Source organism: Micromonospora siamensis, from assembly GCF_900090305.1.
Lineage (GTDB): Bacteria > Actinomycetota > Actinomycetes > Mycobacteriales > Micromonosporaceae > Micromonospora > Micromonospora siamensis.
This window is the reverse complement of the sequence record NZ_LT607751.1, coordinates 1,578,071-1,592,994: the sequence shown is the minus strand read 5'-3', so window position 1 is coordinate 1,592,994 and position 14,924 is coordinate 1,578,071. Positions and strand designations below refer to the sequence as shown.

Below are 14,924 nucleotides of genomic sequence, written 5' to 3'. Positions count from 1 at the left end.
GCGCCGTCCGCGGCGGCCCGACGACTCCACCGGCCCTACGGCGCTGTGTCTGCGGCCCGGGGTCAGCGCCGGGCCGCCGCGGCGGCCTTCATGTCCCGCTTGAGCTCCTGCGGCAGCGAGAAGGTCAGCCGCTCGTTGGCGGTGGTGATCTCCTCGACGTCGGTGAAGCCCCGCTCGGCCAGGTGCGCGAGCACCTGCTGCACCAGCTCGTCCGGGACGCTCGCGCCGGAGGTGACGCCGACCGTGCGGGCGCCGGTCAGCCAGGCGTCGTCGATCTCGTGGGCGAAGTCGACCAGGTGCCCGGCGCGGGCGCCGGCGTCCAGGGCGACCTCGACCAGCCGGACCGAGTTGGAGGAGTTCCGCGAGCCGACGACGATCACCACATCGCAGTCGGGGGCGATCTCCTTGACCACGTGCTGCCGGTTGGAGGTGGCGTAGCAGATGTCGTCGCTGGGCGGCGACTGGAGCAGCGGCAGGCGCTGCTTGAGCCGGGCCACGGTCTCCAGCGTCTCGTCCACCGACAGGGTGGTCTGGGAGAGCCAGACGACCTTGTTCGGGTCCCGGACGGTGATCTTGTCGGCGTCGTCCGGGCCGTCGACCAGCTGGATGTGCGCGGGAGCCTCACCGGCGGTGCCGATGACCTCCTCGTGCCCCTCGTGACCGATGAGCAGGATGTCGTAGTCCTCGGCGGCGAACCGCTTGGCCTCCTGGTGGACCTTGGTCACCAGCGGGCAGGTGGCGTCGATGGCCTTCAGCGACCGGGCCTTCGCCTGCTCGTACACCTCGGGGGCGACGCCGTGCGCGGAGAAGATGACGGTGGCGCCCTCGGGCACCTCCTCGTTCTCCTCCACGAAGATCGCGCCCTGGGCCTCCAGGGTCCGCACCACGTGCTTGTTGTGCACGATCTGCTTGCGGACGTAGATCGGGGCGCCGTAGAGCTTGAGCGCCTCCTCGACGGTCTGCACCGCCCGGTCCACCCCCGCGCAATACCCCCGCGGCTTGGCCAGCAGCACCCGCTTACCGTTCGGAGTCACCTGAGCCTCAGTCACGCACCCATCCTACGTGCCACCCCACCGACGCCTTGTTGATCATGAAGTTGGCGGCAGTTTTGGAGATCGACATCGCCGCCAACTTCATGATCAACGAGGTCGGGGTGGGGGTGGGCCGTAGGGTGGGCGGGTGGTCAGTGAGGGTGGGAGTGAGGTGGCGCGGAGTTCCGCGGAGGAGCCGTGGCCGGTCCGGGTGGTCAGTCAGAAGATCAACGCCTGGATCGCGCGGCTGGGATGGGTCTGGGTGGACGGGCAGGTGGCGCAGATCAGCCGGCGGCCGGGGGCCAGCACCGTCTTCCTCACCCTGCGTGACCCGTCGGCCGACCTCAGCCTGACCGTCACCACCAACCGGGACGTGCTCGACTCCGGCGCGCCGGAGCTGCGCGAGGGCGCCCGGGTGGTGCTGCACGCCAAGCCGGAGTTCTACGCCGCCCGGGGCACGCTCAGCCTCCGCGCCGACGAGATCCGCCAGGTCGGGCTCGGCGAGCTGCTGGCCCGGCTGGAGAAGCTCAAGAAGCTGCTCGCCGCCGAAGGGCTCTTCGACCGGGCCCGCAAGCGACGGCTGCCGTTCCTGCCGCACCGGGTCGGCCTGATCACCGGCCGCGCCTCCGCCGCCGAACGGGACGTGCTCACCAACGCCAAGCGCCGCTGGCCAGCCGTCGAGTTCCGCACCGTCAACGTGGCCGTGCAGGGGCCGAGCGCCGTCCCGCAGATCGTCGACGCGCTCAAGGTGCTCGACGCCGACGACAGCATCGACGTGATCGTCATCGCCCGCGGCGGCGGCGGCATCGAGGACCTGCTCCCCTTCTCCGACGAGGCGCTCTGCCGGGCGGTCTTCGCCTGTCGTACGCCGGTGGTCAGCGCCATCGGCCACGAGACCGACGCGCCGCTGGTCGACTACGTCGCCGACGTGCGCGCCTCCACCCCCACCGACGCGGCCAAGCGGATCGTCCCCGACCTCACCGAGGAGGTACGCCTCATCGGCCAGGCCCGCTCCCGGCTGGAACGCGCCGTCCGCAACCTGGTCGACCGGGAGACCCACCGCCTCGACCTGCTCCGCTCCCGGCCGGTGCTGGCCAGCCCGCAGGTGATGGTCGACCAGCGGGCCGCGGAGGTCAGCGCCTTGCGCGACCGCACCGACCGGTGCCTCGACCACCGGCTCGGCGCGGCCGGCGAGGACCTGCGGCACACCCTGGCCCGGCTGCGCGCCCTCTCCCCCGCCGCCACCCTCGACCGGGGGTACGCGATCGTGCAGCGGGCGGACGGGCACGTGGTGCGGGCGGCGGGCGAGGTGGGCAAGGGCGACCCGCTGCGGGTACGCCTCGCCGAGGGCGAACTGGCCGCCACCGTGGACGGTTGAGGGCCGGTAGCCTCACCAGCGTGATCATCAGGGTTGCCGAGGACCACGACTGGCCGAACATCTACCCCTTCTACGCCGCGATCATGGCCGAGGGCCGGACGTACGCCTTCCCCGAGGGCCAGACCCTGGACGAGGCCCGGCCGTGGTGGATGGAGCAGCCACCGGGTCGCACCGTCGTGGCGGTCGACGACGACGGCGTGGTCGTCGGCTCGGCCAAGATGGGCCCCAACCGGCCCGGCGGCGGCTCGCACGTCGCCACCGCGTCGTTCCTGGTCGACCCGGCGCACCGGGGCCGGGGCGTGGGCCGCGCGCTGGGCGCCCACGTGCTCGACCGGGCCCGCGCCGAGGGCTACCACGGCATCCAGTTCAACGCCGTGGTCGAGGTGAACCGGCCGGCCGTGCACCTGTGGCGGTCGCTGGGCTTCCAGGTGATCGGCACCGTGCCGGCGGCGTTCGACCACCCCGAGGAGGGTCTGGTCGGCCTGCACGTGATGTACCGGCGCCTGTGACGGCGCCACCGGCCGATGTGATGGGATGGGGCGGATGAGCGACGACAGGGACGCCGGGCCGGACGAGCGGCTCAGCTACGAGCAGGCCCGCGCCGAGCTGGCGACGGTGGTCGAGCGGCTGGAGGCCGGCGGCACGTCGCTGGAGGAGTCGCTGGCCCTCTGGGAACGCGGCGAGAAGCTGGCCGCGATCTGCCAGCGCCGGTTGGACGGCGCCCGGGCCCGGATCGCCGCCGCCCGCCAGGCCGACGCCGACTCCTGAGCCCGGACAGCCGCGAGGGCGGGACGGCCGCGGCCACCCCGCCCTCGTACGACGTCACTTGAACAGGTTGTAGAACTCCGCGGGAGCCTCGACGACCTGGTCCGCCGGCGGCTTCTGCGCGGCGGTGGCGTTGCCGTAGTCCGAGTAGGTGACCTTGATGTCCTGCGCGGCGCTCTTGCCGGCCGCCGGGACCTGCACCACCAGCTCGCTGAGCCGGCCCTGCTCGTCCAGCTTCGCGGTGAACGGCACGGACTGCGCCTGCTGGCCGAGCGCGGTGACGATGGACGGGTCGACGGAGCTGGCCTCGGCCGCCTTGGACAGGTCCAGGGTGCCGGCGTACGACTTGTCGCCGGTCTCGCGTACCTCGGTGATGGCCTGGGTCAGCGCCTCGCTGCCGGCCGGGTCGACCTTGTCGAAGTCGAAGCCCAGGTTCCGGTTGCCCTGGATCCGGCTCTGGTCGAGGTGCTGGTACTTGCCGAGGTTCAGCTTCTGCCGCCCGGGCACGCTGCTCGCCGACGTGCCGCCGAGGTCCAGCTTCACCCAGCTGTCCGGCTTGGCGTGGATGACGTCGAGGGTCATCATCAGGTCCGACGAGGCCTGCCCGATGGTGATCTTCATCTGGGCGCTCTGGCTCGGCTCGTGCACCTGCCCCTCCGCGCTGGAGCCGACGCCGGACAGGGTGAACCGGAAGTTGCCGTTGCTGATCTCCTTGGTGGAGTCCAGCAGGGCCTGCTTGGCGTCGCCGTCGACCGCGCCGGGGGACGCGCTGGCCGCGCCGGGCGAGGCGCTGGCGGTGTCGGCGCTGCCGGAGACCGCCGGGGAGGCCGAGGCCCCCGCCTCGCCGGTGCCGGTGCTGCTGTTGCAGGCGGCCAGACCAGGGATGAGCAGCGCCGCGGCGAAGGCCGTCGCGCTGAAGCGTCGTACGTTCACGTAGCTCTCCAGGTGGGTCGTCCGGCCCACGGAGGGTGCCGGAGGCTGCCGCCGTGGGCCTGCCAACGACCCCGGCGCCCGAGCCCGGCCCTTCGCGTCACCGCGTGGCGTGCTCGTACACCCTCTGTTCCCTGGAGTGCCCTTCGGCAATCACTGTCCGGTCCACCCGGTTGGCGCGGGCTCCGGGAGGGGCACCGTGCTGCCGCCCCTCCCGGTCCGCGCTCAGTTGTTGAACATCCGGTACGTCTGCTCCGACGCCTCGACGACCTGGGCGGCAGGCGGAGCCTGCACCTCGGTGGCGGTGCCGTAGTCGGCGTACGTGGTCTTCATGGTCTGTGCCGGGTTGTCCCCGGCGGCCGGCACCTGCACGGCGAACTCGGTCAGCCGGCCCTGCGGGTCGAGCTTCGCGGTGAACGGCAGGGCGGCGGCCTTGGCGCCGAGCGCCTTCACCGTGGGCGCGTCGATGGCGTCCAGGTCGGTCGCCTTGCTGACGTCCAGCGTGCCCTCGTAGCTGCCCTCGCCGGTCTTCCGGACGTCACTGATCGTCTTGATCATCTCGTCGCTGTCGCCCGGGTCGACGTCCTCGAGGTCGAAGCTCAGCTCGTCGGCATCCTTGATCCGGGTCCGGTCCAGGTGCTGGTACTTGCCCTTCATCGCCTTGAAGGCCGGGATGCTGTCGCCCATCGGCCCGAGGTCCAGCTTGACCCAGCTGTCGGTGTCCTTGACGACCAGGTGCATGTCCATCGACGCCTCGTCGGCGGCCGACTCCGGGCTGCCCATCTTGATCTCGGCGCTCTTCGTCGGCAGGTGCACCTTGCCACCGCCGGTGAAGTCCGCACCGGCCATGGTGAAGGTGAAGTTGCCCTTCTGGATCTCCTTCGTGGAGGCGAGCAGGGCCTCCTTCGGGTCGGCGGGCACGGCCGGGGCGGTGGAGCCGGCGTCGGTCGACGAGTCGGTGTCGGTCTTGCAGGCGGTCAGGGTCGGCACGAACAGGGCGGCGGCGAGCAGGCCGGCGCTCCAACTGCGAAGGTTCACGTGGTTCTCTTTCGGCGTTCCGTCCGGCACGTCCCGTGTGCCGGCTCTCGGGTCCGGGCAGACTAGTCGAAACGCGCCGTTCCCGGGGGCCCGCCGAACGTCCGGTTCAGCGCAGGGCGGCGGCGAGCTGACGCAGCTCGTTCTCCCGGGCGTCGCCGACCACGATCACCGTCCGGTCCGGCTCCAGCAGCACCAACGCCTGCTCGTTGCCCCGGGCGGTGTACCGCTGCCAGCTGCGCCCGCCCAGGTCGACGGGGCCCTGCGGCTGTCCCTCCCGGGTCAGCTCGGCGGGGATCAGCCGCTCCGGCGGCACGTCGCTCTGCACGAGCTGGGCGGCCTGCCCCTCCGGCGTCAGGTAGCCGATCCGCAGGCTGGACCCGCCGTCGACCGTCCGGTATCCGGCGCTGACGGTTCGCCAGCCCTCGCCCAGCCCGGCCGGCTCACTGACCGGGAAGGCGTTCGCCGCACGCGCCTGCTCGTACGCCGGCGCGGCGTCGACCACGGTGGGCTGGTCACCGCCGAGGAAGCCGCGGTAGAAGGCGAGCAGCAGCGCGATCGGGACGAGCAGCACCAGCAGCGACAGCGCCATGTCCTTCGGCGACCGCTCCGCACGGGCCTTGCCGCCCTTCGCCGGCGCCGGGGCAGCCGCGGGGCGGGCCGGGGGAATGTCGTGCTCGACCGTCCGGGCGGCGGTGGCCTCCGGGTCGTCGGCCGTCGGCGCCGGCTCGGTGGCCGGTTCGACGAGGGCCGGCTCGGCGGCGGTCGGCGTGGTCGGGCTCACCGGGGGCTGGCCGTCCGGCGGCGTCGAGTCGGCGGGTACGCGGTCGGCTGGCTGGGCGGGTTCCACCCCTCCATCTTCGCAGCCTCCCGGTTGCCCGCATCCGGCCCACCGCCGACCCGCCCCGGCGTTACGTTGAGCCACGTGTGAGGATCAGCGACAAAGCCGGCAGCGGGGACGCGCACCCCTGCCGGTCCACCCCGCAACGTCGCGAGGAGGAGCCGCCATGACAACCACCAGGACGCGGATCCCGCAGGATCTCGACCGTAACCTCGCTCTCGACCTGGTCCGGGTCACCGAAGCCGCGGCGATGGCCGCCGGCCGGTGGGTCGGCCGGGGCGACAAGGAGGGCGGCGACGGAGCCGCCGTCGACGCCATGCGCAAGCTGATCAACTCGATCCAGATGCGCGGTGTCGTGGTGATCGGCGAGGGCGAGAAGGACAACGCCCCGATGCTCTACAACGGCGAGGTCGTCGGCGACGGCACCGGACCGGAGGTCGACGTGGCCGTCGACCCGGTCGACGGCACCACGCTGATGAGCAAGGGCATGCCGAACGCCCTGGCGGTGCTGGCGGTCTCCGAGCGGGGCGCCATGTTCGACCCGAGCGCCGTCTTCTACATGGAGAAGCTCGCGGTCGGCCCGGCGTACGCGGACGTGATCGACATCAACGCCGGCCCGGCCGAGAACATCCGCCGGATCGCCAAGGTCAAGGGCAGCGACGTCTCCGAGGTGACGGTCTGCGTACTGGACCGGTCCCGCCACGACGACCTGGTCAAGCAGATCCGGCGGACCGGGGCGGGGATCCGGTTCATCTCCGACGGCGACATCGCCGGCTCGATCGCCGCCGCCCGCGGCGAGTCCGACGTCGACGTGCTGATGGGCATCGGCGGCACCCCGGAGGGGATCATCTCCGCCTGCGCCCTGAAGTGCATGGGCGGCGCGATGCAGGCCAAGCTCTGGCCGCAGGACGAGCAGGAGCGCCGCAAGGCGGTGGACGCCGGCCACGACCTGGACCGGGTGCTCGGCACCGACGACCTGGTGACCGGCGACAACTGCTTCTTCGTGGCCACCGGCGTCACCTCCGGCGACCTGCTGCGCGGCGTCCGCTACCGGGCCGGCGGGGCGTACACCCAGTCGATCGTGATGCGCTCCAAGAGCGGCACCATCCGGGTGATCGACTCGTACCACCGGCTGGAGAAGCTGGCCCTCTACTCGGCGGTCGACTTCGACGGCCGGCCCCTGGCCGAACAGGAGTGACCGCGACCGGGACGGTGGCGGAGGCCACCCCGTCGACCGCTCGCCGGATCGCCGGCGTCACGCTGGCGAGCGTTTCCGGGGTCGCGGTGGCCGTGCAGTCCCGGATCAACGGCGAACTCGGCGTACGCCTGGCCGACGGCATCGCCGCCGCGGTGGTCTCGTTCGGTCTCGGCCTGCTGATCCTGCTGGTGCTGGTCCCCGCCACCCCGGGTGGGCGGCGGGGACTGGCCTGCCTGCGGACGGCGTTGACCGACCGGTCGCTGCGGCCGTGGCAGTGCCTGGGCGGCGTGTGCGGCGCCTTCCTGGTGGCCACCCAGGGTCTGACCATCGGCACCCTGGGCGTCGCGGTCTTCACGGTGGCGGTGGTGGCCGGCCAGTCCGGCAGCAGCCTGGCGGTGGACCGGGCGGGCGTCGGCCCGTCCGGGCCGCAGCCGGTCACCGTCGCCCGGCTGGCCGGCGCGGTGCTGACCGTGCTGGCGGTGCTGCTGGCGGTGGGCAACCGGCTGGGTGACCCGGGCACCCTGGCGCTGGCCGCGTTGCCGCTGCTGGCCGGGGTGGGCATCGCCTGGCAGCAGGCGGTCAACGGCCGGGTCCGGGCGGCCAGCGGCAGCGCGCTGACCGCCACGCTGGTCAACTTCACCGTCGGGACGGTGGCGCTGCTCGTGGCGTTCGCCGTGGACCTGGCGGTCCGGGGTTGGCCCACCGGCGCCTTCCCGACCGAGCCGTGGCTCTATCTGGGCGGCCCGATCGGGATCGTCTTCATCGCCCTCGCCGCGGCGATCGTCCGCTTCACCGGCGTCCTGCTGCTCGGCCTGGCCACGATCGCCGGCCAGATCGTCGGCGCGGTCCTGCTCGACCTGGTGCTGCCCACCGCCGCCTCGCACCCGGGCCCGGCGACGCTGGCCGGCGCGGCCCTCACCATGGTCGCGGTGCTGATCGCCGCCCTCGGCCCGCCGCCCCGGCGGTAGGAGGGGCGCGGGCTCACCGCCGGGCGCGGGGCGCGGGACCGTCGGCGCCGTCGCGGAGTCCGGCGACGGTGGCGGCCAGCGCCTCGTCCAGCGGGGTCGGGGCGATGCCGAGGGTGTGCCGGGCGACGGTGGAGTCCATCACGAACGGGCGGTCGAACTGGTAGGCGGTCTCCCGCAGCTCCCGGGCGAAGGGGTTGACCAGGCCCGCGAGCCAGAGCGCCGGCCAGGGCAGCCGGGTCAGCTTCGGGGCCGGGGCGCCGGCCAGGGCCGCGGCCCGCCCGGCCAGCTCCCGCAGCGGCACGGCGTCCGCGCTGGGCACGTGCCAGGCCCGGCCCCAGGCCCGCTCGTCGGTCGCGGCGGCGACCAGGGTACGGGCGACGTCCGGGATGTAGGTCCAGGTGTGCGGGGCGTCGAAGTCCACCGGTAGCACCACGCGTCGCCCGGCGAACACCTTGGGCAGGGTGAGCATGGGCAGGGACAGCCCGCCGACGCCCAGGTAGTCCGAGCCGCGGACCTCGGTCACCCGGGCCCGCCCGGCCTGGTGGGCGGCGAGCGCGTCGGCCCACATCCGGTTGCGGACCTGCCCCTTGACGCCGGTGGAGGCGGGCGGGGTCTGCTCGGTCATCGGGCCGTCGACCGGCCCGTACCCGTAGAGGTTGCCGACCACGGCGAGCACCGCGCCGGTGCGCTCGGCCGTGCTGAGCAGCGCGGCGGCCAGCGGCGGCCAGTCGGTCGGCCACCGGTGGTACGCCGGGTTGGCGCAGTTGTAGAGCGCGGTGGCGCCCTCGGTGAGGGCGGTGAGCCGGCCGGAGTCGCCGGCGTCGGCGGCGACCCGCTCCACGGCCGGGTGCTCGGGGCCGGTGCCGCGCCGGGTGACGACCCGGACCCGCTCCCCGCGCTCGGCGAGGAGCCGGGCGGTGGCGGTGCCGACGGGGCCGGCGCCGACGATGACGTGCAGCGACATGGGTACGCCTTCCTGAGCGCAGATCCGAATAGAGAGCACTGCTCTCTGTCGAGGGACACCAGCATGAACCTCCGACCACCGGCGCGTCAAGAGCAGTGCTCTCTATTTTGATTGCCGCTCCGGACCGTGGCAGAGTGGCACCCATGCCCGCTCCCTCGATCCGCGCCCGGGTACGCGCCGAGATGATCCACGAGATCAAGGCGGTGGCCCGCCGCCACCTCGCCAGCGACGGCGCCAACCTGTCGCTGCGGGCCGTCGCCCGGGACATGGGCATGGTCTCCTCGGCGATCTACCGCTACTTCCCCAGTCGGGACGAGCTGCTCACCGCCCTGATCATCGAGGCGTACGACGCCCTCGGCGAGGCGGTGGAGGCGGCCGACGCCGCCTGCGACCGGTCCGACCTGCGCGGGCGCTGGCACGCCGCCTGCCGGGCCGCCCGGGCCTGGGCGCTGGCCAACCCCGCCGAGTACGCGCTGCTCTACGGCAGCCCGGTCCCCGGCTACTCGGCTCCGGACGACACGGTCGCGCCGGCGTTCCGTCCCCCGCTCACCCTGGTCGGCATCCTCCGTGACGGGCTGGCCGACGGGCTCCTGACCCCGCCCGCCGACGAACTGCCCGACGAGGTCCACGCGGACCTGGCCGAACTGGCCGCCGCCGTCTTCCCGGGCCTGCCCGAGGCGCTGCTGGCCCGCGGCATGGCCGGCTGGACGCAACTCTTCGGCGTGATCAGCTTCGAACTGTTCGGCCGGCTCAACCGGACCGTGCCGCACCGCGACGCGTACTTCGACCACCAGACCGGCCTGATGGCCGACCTCATCGGCCTGCCCTGACCGACCCCGGTGGCGCGGCTCAGCCGGCGTCGGAGGAGTGGCCGGGGAAGAGGTGGGCGGCCGGGTCGATGGCCACGGCGGCGTTGTTGACCGCGGTGGCCGCCTCGCCGAAGCCGGTGGCGATCAGGCGGACCTTGCCCGGATATTCGGTGATGTCGCCGGCGGCGAAGACCCGGGGCAGGTTGGTCGCCATCGTGCTGTCCACCCGGATGTGCCGGCGGTCCAGCTCGAGTCCCCACTCGGCCAGCGGGCCGAGATCCGCGGTGAAGCCCAGCGCGGCGACCACCGTGTCCACCGGCAGCGTCTCCACCGGTGCGCCGCGGACGGCGACGTCGGCGGCGGTCACCGCGCCGTCGCCGTGCAGCCGGACCACCTCGGCGTTGACCAGTACCCGCACCGGCAGGGCGAGCACCCGGGCGACCGTGCCGGCGTGCGTCCGGAACCGGTCGCGGCGGTGCACCAGGGTGACCGAGCGGGCCAGCGGCTGCAACGTCAGCGCCCAGTCGAAGGCGGAGTCGCCGCCCCCGACGATCAGGACGTCGCGGCCGGCCAGGTCGGCCGGGTGCGGGACGAAGTGGACGATGCCCGCGCAGGCGTTGCTCTCCGCCACCGGCAGCGGGCGCGGGACGAAACTGCCCAGCCCGCCGGTGACGATGACCGCGCCGCAGTCGAGCTGTTCGCCGCCGGCCAGGCCGAGCACGGGCCGCCCGTCGACGTGGGTGAGCTTCTCCGCCCTGGTGCCGAGCAGGTAGGTCGGGGAGTAGGGGGCGGCCTGGGCCACCAGGTTGGCCACCAGGTCCCGGCCCTTGACGGCGGGGAAGCCCGCCACGTCGAGGATCAGCTTCTCCGGGTACATCGCGGTGATCTGCCCGCCCGGCTCGGGCAGGGCGTCGACGACCGCGACGGACAGCCCTCGGAACCCGGCGTAGTAGGCGGCGAAGAGACCGGTCGGGCCGGCCCCGATCACGGCAACGTCGACCTGGCGCATGTGCGTACCGTCGCTTCCCGGTCAGGGGTGCTGACGACGACGGTAGGCCCGCCGCGACGGCGGGGCAAGGACGTCCCAGCGCGCGCCGGTCAGGGCAGCTGGACCGTGGGCTCCGGGTGGTACGGCCCGGTCAGGTCGGTCCGTCGACGGCGGAACAGGATCGCCGCCACCACCCCGCCGAGCAGCCCGAAGAGGTGCCCCTGCCAGGAGATCCGCTCGTCGGTGGGGAGGATGCCGCCGAGCACCTGCCAGCCGTAGAGGAGGCCGACCAGCAGCGCGACCGCGAAGTTCCACCAGCTCCGCTCGACGATGCCGCGGGTGAGCAGGATGCCGAGGTAGCCGAAGATGACCCCGCTGGCGCCCACCACCACCGAGTTCGGCGAACCGGTGAACCACACGCCGAGCCCGCTGACCAGGACGATGACCAGGGTGGACCAGAGGAACCGCCGGGAACCCGCGGCGAGCACGAAGGTGCCGAGCAGGATCAGCGGGACGCTGTTGCTGTAGAGGTGGGCGAAGCCGTGGTGCAGGAACGGCGAGAAGAAGACGCCGTCCAACCCCTGGATGCGGCGCGGGATGATCCCGGCGGCGGCGTCGAAGCCGGCCTGCAACCCCTCGTCCAGCACCTCGATCAGGAAGAGGAACGGGACCACGGCACACATGGCGACGAAGGCCCGGCCGAGGGAGGCGTAGAACGCCTCGGTGCCGAACCGGTGCGGGTCGCCCGCCGGGCCGTGAAGGGTCACCCACCAACTGGTATCAGCAAACGGGGACGACCGCCACCGGAGCGCCCCGGGTACGACGACGGCGGGGGGTGTGGAGTCCCACACCCCCCGCCGTCGTAGGTCCGATCCGGGATCAGTACCAGCCGCTGTTCTGCGAGTGGCTCCACGCGCCGCACGGGTTGTCGTACCGGCCCTCGATGTAGCCGAGGCCCCACTTGATCTGGGTGGCCGGGTTGGTCTTCCAGTCGTCGGCCACCGAGCCCATCTTGCTGCCCGGGAGCGCCTGCGGGATGCCGTACGCCCCGGACGAGGAGTTGTAGGCCTTGTGGTTCCAGCCGCTCTCCTTGGTCCAGAGCTTGTCCAGACAGGGGAACTGGTCGATGCCGAACCCGTCCTGGAGCATCAGCGCGCAGCCGATCGCCCGGTTGCCGCTGTACTCGTTGCAGGAGGCGGGGATCGGGCCGTCGTACGGCTTGGACTCCGCCGCCTTCGCGGCGGCCTCCTCCTCGGCCTTCTTCTTGGCCGCGGCGGCAGCGGCCTCCTCGCGGTCCTTCTTCCGGGACGCCGCGGCGGCCTCGGCCTCGCTGGCCCGCTCGGCGGCCTCCTTCGCCGCGGCGGCGGCGCGCAGCCGGGCCTGGTACTCGGCGGCCCGCTGCTTGGCGAAGTCGACCCGGTGCTCGGCCTGCCGGTCCTGCTGGTAGGCGTACTCGGTCCGGTCGACCTGGAACCCGACCTGCTCGGTCAGGCCCTGCTGCTGGACTTCCCGGTCTTCGCCCAGATAGAAACCGCCGGCGACGCCCACGGCGAGCAGCGCGACAGCGGCCGTACGGGCGCCGAACCGGCTCCACAGCCGACTCACGAAGTGGTCCCTTCGTCGGGGGCAAGGACGCGGCGGAGACCGGCCGCCTCTGGGCCCGTCCACGTCGCGAGCGCCCCGACCTCAAGCCGGTCGCAGCCGATGCACTGGCGTTCACCGATGCTCGCCGCCGGCTGGCGAAACGATCATCGACGATCTCCGTGGTGCATGGGCGCCCGCAGGACACCATTGCGCACAGTGAGACTGATGGGAAACCGACAGGCCATTTTGTGACTTGCGCCACAAGATGAATGCGGACGGAATCCTTCAGAACCGGCGCGCCGATGGCCTCACTGCGGTATGTCCTCCAACAGATCAGTGACCATTGCGGCGATCGGAGAACGCTCCGAACGGGTGAGGGTGACGTGCGCGAACAGCGGATGCCCCTTCAACGCCTCGATCACCGCGGTGACGCCGTCGTGCCGGCCGACCCGCAGGTTGTCCCGCTGCGCCACGTCATGGGTGAGCACCACCCGGGAGCCCTGGCCGATCCGGGACAGGACGGTGAGCAGCACGCCGCGTTCCAGCGACTGGGCCTCGTCGACGATGACGAAGGCGTCGTGCAGGCTCCGGCCCCGGATGTGGGTCAGCGGCAGGACCTCCAGCAGGCCCCGGGAGGTGACCTCCTCCAGCACGTTCTCGTGCACCACCGCGCCGAGGGTGTCGAAGACCGCCTGCGCCCAGGGCGACATCTTCTCCGACTCCGAGCCCGGCAGGTAGCCCAACTCCTGGCCGCCGACGGCGTACAGCGGGCGGAAGACCACCACCTTCTTGTGCCGGCGGCGCTCCATCACCGCCTCCAGGCCGGCACAGAGCGCCAGGGCGGACTTGCCGGTACCGGCCCGGCCGCCCAGCGACACGATCCCGATCGACTCGTCGAGGAGCAGGTCCAACGCCACCCGCTGCTCGGCCGAGCGGCCGTGCACCCCGAACGCCTCCCGGTCGCCGCGGACCAGCCGGACGGTCTTGTCGGGCAGCACCCGGCCCAGCGCCGACCCGCGCGTCGAGTGCAGCACCAGCCCGGTGTGGCAGGGCATGCCGGCGGCGCCGTCCAGGTCGAGCGTCTCGCCCGCGTACAGCTGGCCGATCTGCTCCTCGGCCAGCTCCAGCTCCGCCATCCCGGTCCAGGTCGGATCACTGGCCTGACCGTGCCGGTACTCGTCGGCGGGCAGGCCGACCGAGGCGGCCTTGACCCGCAGCGGCATGTCCTTGCTGACCAGGGTCACCTGCCGACCCTCGGCGGCGAGGTTGAGCGCCACCGACAGGATCCGGGCGTCGTTCGACTCGTTGCGGAACCCGGGCGGCAGCACCCCGTCGTCGGTGTGGTTGAGCTCGACCCGCAGCGTCCCGCCCTGGTCGTTGGCGGGGACCGGGCGGTCCAGCCGGCCGTGCCGCACCCGCAGCTCGTCGAGCATGCGCAGGGACTGCCGGGCGAACCAGCCGAGTTCCGGGTGCTGGCGCTTGCCCTCCAGCTCGGAGATCACCACCAGCGGCAGCACCACCTCGTGCTCGGCGAAGCGGTGGAACGCGGCGGGGTCGGAGAGCAGGACCGAGGTGTCCAGGACGAATGCCTGGCCGGATGGTCGGGGCTCCTTGGAGTCGGCCGGCGCGGTCGCGGCGCGGCGAGCGCGGGTGGTGCGGCGGGTCGCGCCCGTCGCGGCCGGGGTCTGGTCGGCACCGGAGGTGGTACGGCGAGTGGTCACAGGCCTGCTCCGCGGATGGGCACCCGGCCACCCGAGTCCGCCACGTCCGGTGCCCGGTGCGGGGTCGGATGCTGGCCCCGTGCGCGAGATCGCAGGTCCGGGCTGACCGGCTGGCCCGGGAGAACCCCGCGCCATGTCTAGACGCTAGCGGCGCGAGGGCGCGGCGGCTAGTGGTGGACGTGGATCTCATCCGACCGGGAGATGAACGACGCGCGGCGGAACCGGCCGGGATGCATGCCCCCTGCGCGCACCCCGGCCGGTGGGAGCACCGTCACCGGTGGAGACGGTGTCCCGACGGTGCGCGTCCGCCGCGGACGGCGCACCGTGTCGAGGGTCCGGCTCAGCCCTGCCGCCGGACCAGCGTCCCGGTCGGGTGCCGGCCGGTCACCGCGGCGGCGGGCGCGGTGAACGAGGAGCCGGTGTAGGTGGTGCCCGGCCGGCTCACGGTCCCCGCCGACCGGGAGGCGGCGGAGGCGGCCGAGGTGGACAGCGCCGAGGCGATGGCGGCCTGCGCGTCGCGCCGGCGCCGGTTCCACGCCCCGCGGTCCCCGTCGAAGTAGCCCTGGCGGTAGCCGAACCGGTAGCCGATCCGGTAGCTGAGCTGCCCGTGCAGCCGGCCGGCGGCGTAGCTGGTCGCCGCGAGCACCAGCACCAGGACGACGGCGAGGAACGGGCTCATCCGGCGGCTCCCGGGCGACGCGCCGGGACGCGG

At 73.1% G+C, this 14,924-nt stretch carries 16 protein-coding genes; 6 read left to right on the top strand and 10 right to left on the bottom strand.

Annotation, left to right across the window (positions count from 1 at the left end):
- Positions 1–62 precede the first annotated feature (62 nt).
- A complete protein-coding gene (locus tag GA0074704_RS07490) occupies positions 63–1,049 on the bottom strand; it encodes a 4-hydroxy-3-methylbut-2-enyl diphosphate reductase (protein WP_088969818.1) in 987 nt (328 codons plus the stop codon).
- 130 nt (positions 1,050–1,179) lie between these two features.
- Here GA0074704_RS07490 and xseA point away from each other — a divergent pair, with 130 nt between their 5' ends.
- Genes xseA through GA0074704_RS07475 form a run of 3 tightly spaced genes read left to right on the top strand, consistent with a single transcriptional unit; the run spans position 1,180 to position 3,177 of the window.
- On the top strand, positions 1,180–2,409 hold the full coding sequence (gene xseA / locus GA0074704_RS07485) for an exodeoxyribonuclease VII large subunit (RefSeq protein WP_197697608.1): 1,230 nt from the start codon (positions 1,180–1,182) through the stop codon (positions 2,407–2,409).
- Between the two features lie 20 nt (positions 2,410–2,429).
- Positions 2,430–2,918 carry a GNAT family N-acetyltransferase gene (locus GA0074704_RS07480; protein WP_088969816.1) on the top strand — a complete coding sequence of 163 codons (489 nt, stop codon included), beginning with the start codon at positions 2,430–2,432 and terminating at the stop codon, positions 2,916–2,918.
- Positions 2,919–2,952: 34 nt separating this feature from the next.
- On the top strand, positions 2,953–3,177 hold the full coding sequence (locus GA0074704_RS07475) for an exodeoxyribonuclease VII small subunit (protein WP_088969815.1): 225 nt from the start codon (positions 2,953–2,955) through the stop codon (positions 3,175–3,177).
- A gap of 54 nt (positions 3,178–3,231) precedes the next feature.
- On the opposite strand, the gene GA0074704_RS07470 is transcribed toward GA0074704_RS07475, so the two are convergent.
- The 3 genes from GA0074704_RS07470 to GA0074704_RS07460 form a co-directional block, all read right to left on the bottom strand.
- Entirely contained in the window at positions 3,232–4,107 is an 876-nt protein-coding gene (locus GA0074704_RS07470) for a hypothetical protein (RefSeq protein WP_088973522.1), read from the bottom strand.
- A 222-nt stretch (positions 4,108–4,329) separates the two neighbouring features.
- Positions 4,330–5,142 carry a hypothetical protein gene (locus GA0074704_RS07465; RefSeq protein ID WP_088969814.1) on the bottom strand — a complete coding sequence of 271 codons (813 nt, stop codon included), beginning with the start codon at positions 5,140–5,142 and terminating at the stop codon, positions 4,330–4,332.
- Between the two features lie 106 nt (positions 5,143–5,248).
- Positions 5,249–5,989, bottom strand: coding sequence for a DUF4245 domain-containing protein (locus tag GA0074704_RS07460; protein ID WP_088969813.1), 741 nt, complete (start codon positions 5,987–5,989; stop codon positions 5,249–5,251).
- A gap of 157 nt (positions 5,990–6,146) precedes the next feature.
- Here GA0074704_RS07460 and glpX point away from each other — a divergent pair, with 157 nt between their 5' ends.
- Entirely contained in the window at positions 6,147–7,178 is a 1,032-nt protein-coding gene (gene glpX / locus GA0074704_RS07455) for a class II fructose-bisphosphatase (protein WP_088969812.1), read from the top strand.
- Entirely contained in the window at positions 7,175–8,146 is a 972-nt protein-coding gene (locus GA0074704_RS07450; protein ID WP_377471145.1) for a DMT family transporter, read from the top strand. The genes glpX and GA0074704_RS07450 overlap by 4 nt, the downstream gene beginning before the upstream one ends.
- A gap of 13 nt (positions 8,147–8,159) precedes the next feature.
- Here GA0074704_RS07450 and GA0074704_RS07445 read toward each other — a convergent pair whose 3' ends face one another.
- Positions 8,160–9,110, bottom strand: a complete 951-nt coding sequence (locus GA0074704_RS07445) for an NAD-dependent epimerase/dehydratase family protein (protein ID WP_088969811.1) — start codon at positions 9,108–9,110, stop codon at positions 8,160–8,162.
- Positions 9,111–9,253: 143 nt separating this feature from the next.
- Here GA0074704_RS07445 and GA0074704_RS07440 point away from each other — a divergent pair, with 143 nt between their 5' ends.
- Positions 9,254–9,940, top strand: coding sequence for a TetR/AcrR family transcriptional regulator (locus tag GA0074704_RS07440; protein WP_088969810.1), 687 nt, complete (start codon positions 9,254–9,256; stop codon positions 9,938–9,940).
- 19 nt (positions 9,941–9,959) lie between these two features.
- Here the strand turns inward: GA0074704_RS07440 and GA0074704_RS07435 are convergent, their stop codons facing one another.
- From GA0074704_RS07435 to GA0074704_RS07415, 5 genes are all read right to left on the bottom strand, one after another.
- The gene (locus GA0074704_RS07435) at positions 9,960–10,928 is read right to left on the bottom strand and encodes an NAD(P)/FAD-dependent oxidoreductase (RefSeq protein ID WP_088969809.1); all 969 of its coding nucleotides are present in this window, start codon (positions 10,926–10,928) and stop codon (positions 9,960–9,962) included.
- Between the two features lie 89 nt (positions 10,929–11,017).
- A complete protein-coding gene (locus GA0074704_RS07430; RefSeq protein WP_231926782.1) occupies positions 11,018–11,674 on the bottom strand; it encodes a rhomboid family intramembrane serine protease in 657 nt (218 codons plus the stop codon).
- Positions 11,675–11,786: 112 nt separating this feature from the next.
- The gene (locus tag GA0074704_RS07425; protein ID WP_088969808.1) at positions 11,787–12,512 is read right to left on the bottom strand and encodes an aggregation-promoting factor C-terminal-like domain-containing protein; all 726 of its coding nucleotides are present in this window, start codon (positions 12,510–12,512) and stop codon (positions 11,787–11,789) included.
- Between the two features lie 287 nt (positions 12,513–12,799).
- Positions 12,800–14,212 (bottom strand): PhoH family protein, encoded by a 1,413-nt coding sequence (locus tag GA0074704_RS07420; RefSeq protein WP_088969807.1) that lies wholly within the window; start codon positions 14,210–14,212, stop codon positions 12,800–12,802.
- 340 nt (positions 14,213–14,552) lie between these two features.
- The gene (locus GA0074704_RS07415; protein WP_088969806.1) at positions 14,553–14,891 is read right to left on the bottom strand and encodes a hypothetical protein; all 339 of its coding nucleotides are present in this window, start codon (positions 14,889–14,891) and stop codon (positions 14,553–14,555) included.
- Positions 14,892–14,924 lie beyond the last annotated feature (33 nt).

Coding starts and splice junctions, on each gene's coding strand:
- GA0074704_RS07445 (WP_088969811.1), bottom strand. CDS start 9,110: ATGTCGCTGCACGTCATCGTCGGCGCCGGCCCCGTCGGCACCGCCACC.
- GA0074704_RS07440 (WP_088969810.1), top strand. CDS start 9,254: ATGCCCGCTCCCTCGATCCGCGCCCGGGTACGCGCCGAGATGATCCAC.
- glpX (WP_088969812.1), top strand. CDS start 6,147: ATGACAACCACCAGGACGCGGATCCCGCAGGATCTCGACCGTAACCTC.
- GA0074704_RS07415 (WP_088969806.1), bottom strand. CDS start 14,891: ATGAGCCCGTTCCTCGCCGTCGTCCTGGTGCTGGTGCTCGCGGCGACC.
- GA0074704_RS07475 (WP_088969815.1), top strand. CDS start 2,953: ATGAGCGACGACAGGGACGCCGGGCCGGACGAGCGGCTCAGCTACGAG.
- GA0074704_RS07435 (WP_088969809.1), bottom strand. CDS start 10,928: ATGCGCCAGGTCGACGTTGCCGTGATCGGGGCCGGCCCGACCGGTCTC.